Raw genomic sequence first — 3651 nt, forward strand, 5'->3', positions numbered from 1 at the left:
CTCTTTGCGGGGCGGAGCGAGGGCGGGGTACCAGTCCCCTCCCATGACATCTCAGCCCCGCTTGCGGGGCGACAGAATTCAAGCCCATGAAAACTAAAAAATTGGAAAGGGAAAATGGAAAGGTCTGACCCGAAAATTCCGACCCGAAAATTCTCGCAGCTCAATGCATTGCGGCAGGTACATGCCCGCAAGCCCTCTTTCCTCCTGCGACTTGAAAAAGCGGGGCTGTAACAAAGATCAAGAGGCAAGCAATCGGAGATTCGGGATTGTCCCGAGTCTCCAGCGAGTTTTCTGACGCAGCCGGCGTGAGCCAACCCCCCTTCCTCCTCTGCGCCCTTGGCGCCTTGGCGGTGATTTCCGAATCGTAATTGTGGAAGTCTGACCCGAAAATGCACGTTCGGATCTGCGCGGGGGGTGCCCGGCGACGGGCTTCCCTACCGCGACCCCAATTGATCTTTTTGAAGCAAAGCCTTTATCGTTGGAGCAGCGCGGCAGGAAAGGTTGGAGTTCCGCCGGCCTCGATGATGTGTTGCCAACGAGCCAATGCCTCACGGCCACGGACCCAGATGCGACCGCACAGATTCAGATATTGAACAACCGTGGCTCGTTCGCCTTTTTCCAGGAGCTCCTGGGCCAGGGTCATGCTGGGGGCCCAAAGCGAAGTTGAGCCGTCATCGGGAGGTGCGGCTGCCTGCAAGAGCTCTTGTTTGGCTTGATTGATATCGCCTAGCCGTAATGCCACGCGACCCAGAACAATGTGCGCAAAGGGGAGGACGTCGGCTTTTCGTCGCACATCTTTGCGGGACGACATTTCGATGGCTTGTCGGGCATAAGAAGCCGCCTTTTCAAATTCGCCCGCCTCAAAGGCCGCCGCGAAGACCATCGGAAGCGCAAGAAACATCTCATTGGATGGAGTCATCTTGGCCAGTTCGCTCTCCTGCATTTCCAGCTTTCTCTTGGCTTCGGCCTGACGGTTCTCGGAAGTGGGCCGAAGATCATCCACGATGCGATGAACCCTTGCTGCGACCACCAGGACTCCAGGATTATGGGAATCGCGTGCCACCGCCTTGGCCACGAGATCTTCCGCTACCTGCGTATAATCCACCGCGTCGGTCCCGGTCGTGTCAGCCTGTTTCCATCCAACCCCCGTCTGGGCAATTCTTGTCGTCGCCTCATCGAGGACATTCCAATTAGTCGTTGACTCCAATTCCGTCTTCGCCTTTTTCACCAGAATCGGGTCTGCCTTGGCGGGATCGAGATTGCTCATGGACCATCCCGCGTCAATCCATCGGGCCCCAAGAATAGTCGCAGCATAAAGCATACCCAGCATCCTTGCTGAACTCTCGGTCCCCGGGTGAACCTGAAGGGCTTTCTTGTAAAGTTTCTCGGCGAGAACCTTGTCAGATAACATGAAAAAATTCGCGGCATGCGTGAGCACGACCGGAGAATCTGAATGCAATTCGGCTTTTTTCAACCAGAGGGCTTTGGCTTCTTCAAAGCCTATCTTGTCGGATAAGTCCATTCCCGTCGGATTCATTTGAGGGACGGCGCTAATCCAGGAAAAAGGAAGGCCGGCGATCACTTCCTCGGGGTGATTCCGAATCAGCCAAATGATGTGTCGACGGCGAGCGCTCCGTATTTGAGTGGCGTCGGAGCTGTCTCCCCGGGCGTAGAAATAGAAACCAAGCAAGCGCGTTCTCGCGGTCACATCCTGGGGATGGGTCAACAACTGTTTCTCGAGTTCGCGGACCTCCTGAAGGGTCAAGTGCAAACCTGTCAAAGCCAGGCAGCTGACACAAACGCCGATGTCAGGGGCAATCGCATAGACCGTTGCGGAATCCTTCTGATCGGGAGGAGGGTCCAGGGAAAAGAACAGGTCCACCCGATGGAGTACTTCAGAAGGTTTTCCACCCACCAGCATGGACTTATAGCGCCACAGAGTGACCGCATCCATGGCAGCTTGGCGAAGCTCCGAGGGTCCGTCCAAAACGGTAGCTCGCTCGACTCTTCCGGTCTTGCTAATCAGGATTTCCAAACGGACCGTGCCGTAAATCCCCGAGTCCTTTGCGGACTCCGGATATTCGGGGGGAACCCAAAACACAGGCTTTGCCGGCTGAACGGCTGCAGACGCATGAATCGGTTCCATGCCCCCCGCTAGCTGAAAAGAGCGAGAACCCTGAGGAGGAGACGGAGGCGTCTCAACAAACAATGTGATACCCATAGGGTTCTTGTTGATCATCCCAATCGGCCCCCCTTGCAGAAGGATGGGATGATCATGCCACTGCTTCCCCGCATTGATGCCCGTTCGAATCTGCATCGGACGTGTGCTTGCCACAAGACCATTCGTGACATCAGGTTTCCGGGAAATTGCCATCTCGGGACCATCTCGGCCCCGGGCGTGCGCTCGTTGAGGCAACGCAGGATAGACTGGTGAAGCCGGGGTTAGAATGCCGGCTTCTTGAACTGCTTCACCCATACGGATGAACGGGATCAACCCGCAAGCCGAAGATGGCTGCAATTGTCCAAGCATGCCCAGGACGATCAACACGATAGATTTGGGTTCGGTGAGGGACATCAAGCCTCCTGAACGAACAGGGTCAGGTCCCGCCATCTGCATTTCATTTTAGGATGCGAGGGCGGATTTTTCCAGCTGAAGATGAAAGACACCAGTGATGCGGGGTATGCACCAAGATTCAAAGATTGGAAAGGTCTGACCGGAGAATTCTTGGCGCCTCCGCGGCGATCGCCGAATTTTCAAATATCAATCAATCGGAAGCAGTTGGGATCGGGAGCCACTGAAAGGGGCGTGATGTCAGCCTGGGCCGCTTGCCAGTTGCGGGAGGACGAAGCGCCTAATGGGCATATTTTTGAGGGCGAAAAGGGCCGTTTAAGCCTCCAAAACACGCGGCCTTGGCATTTGTCGTCTTACCCTCCAGCAACTTACCTTGATCCGACCCGATGGTCTTGCAATTGTCCGGTTGTCCGGATCTGACCCTCTTCATTGTGAGTTAGTCACCGTCACTTTGCCTACAGTGCCGTCGTCGTCGGGCAGCAAGACGATCAGGTTCTGCGTGGCGGGGGGCTGCGGAACCGGCTGCAAGGGCGCACGCTTGGGCGCACAGCCCGTGGCCAGAAGCAGTCCCAATCCCATGGCGGCAAAACTTCTCCGGTGAGCGGTCATGGGGAGCCTCGCGGGGCGTCGAGTGCCACGGCAAAGCGCGTCCCCCGCACGCCGATGATTCCTACCGGGGTCTGGAGTTTTACCGATTCCGGCGAGAATTTGGCGATCTTTCCCGAAACGTAGGCAACCCTTCGGTAGCGGGGCGTGATCCGGAGGCTCGCTGAACGAGGGCGCTGCCTTGGACGGTTTTGATGCTCCCCACGAAGGAATCGGCCGCGTGTGCCGCAGGAATCGCGCCCGCGATCATTAGAACAACCACGCCGCTGAAACCGCGAAGCATTTTCGCTCCTTTATCAAAACTCCCGTTGTTGAATTCTAACAGAAAAATTTCTAGAAACAACCGAAGCTTATTTCCGGGGAAATAGGGTCAAGTCTAAATTTTCAATCTTGATGTTTGTGGAGGAGAGCCATTGAAAATTTAGACCTGGCCCTAAAATGCCAACATGGAAACTGACCCCAAAAAATTTTTA

General features: G+C 55.7%; 2 protein-coding genes. Both read right to left on the reverse strand.

Annotation, left to right across the window (positions count from 1 at the left end; all coding sequences use genetic code 11):
- Positions 1-472 precede the first annotated feature (472 nt).
- The gene (locus tag LAO21_23170) at positions 473-2575 is read right to left on the reverse strand and encodes an energy transducer TonB (GenBank protein ID MBZ5555618.1); all 2103 of its coding nucleotides are present in this window, start codon (positions 2573-2575) and stop codon (positions 473-475) included.
- 423 nt (positions 2576-2998) lie between these two features.
- On the reverse strand, positions 2999-3181 hold the full coding sequence (locus LAO21_23175; protein MBZ5555619.1) for a hypothetical protein: 183 nt from the start codon (positions 3179-3181) through the stop codon (positions 2999-3001).
- Between the last annotated feature and the right edge of the window lie 470 nt (positions 3182-3651).

It is taken from the genome of Terriglobia bacterium, assembly GCA_020073085.1.
Taxonomy (GTDB): Bacteria; Acidobacteriota; Terriglobia; order JAIQFV01; family JAIQFV01; genus JAIQFV01.

Bases quoted from the DNA above. Each gene is read 5' to 3' on its own strand.
- LAO21_23170 (MBZ5555618.1), bottom strand. From the start codon at position 2,575: ATGTCCCTCACCGAACCCAAATCTATCGTGTTGATCGTCCTGGGCATG.
- LAO21_23175 (MBZ5555619.1), bottom strand. From the start codon at position 3,181: ATGACCGCTCACCGGAGAAGTTTTGCCGCCATGGGATTGGGACTGCTT.